Genomic DNA, 248 nt, shown 5'->3' with positions numbered 1-248 from the left:
CTCACCCAGCTGAAGAACCGCGGCCTGCGCGACGCGCTGATCGTGTGCTGTGACGGGCTGAGCGGCCTGCCCGAAGCGATCAACACGGTCTGGGAGAAGGCAGTGGTCCAGACCTGTGTGCCCCATCTGATCCGCTCGTCGATGAAGTACGTCTCCTACACCGACCGCAAGAAGGTCGCCGCCGCCCTTAAGCCCATCTACACCGCCGCCACCGAGTCCGAGGCCCTGAGCGCACTCGACGAACTGCG

1 protein-coding gene is annotated in these 248 nt (G+C 65.3%); it reads left to right on the top strand.

Translation table 11 applies throughout. The features are described 5' to 3' along the window. The coding region (locus tag C1I97_RS39165; protein WP_181447147.1) for a transposase at positions 1–248 on the top strand (248 nt) is incomplete at both ends.

The organism is Streptomyces sp. NTH33 (assembly GCF_003236365.1).
Lineage (GTDB): Bacteria > Actinomycetota > Actinomycetes > Streptomycetales > Streptomycetaceae > Streptomyces.
Note: the sequence above shows the minus strand (reverse complement) of the source record. Positions and strands in the feature narration are given on the sequence as shown.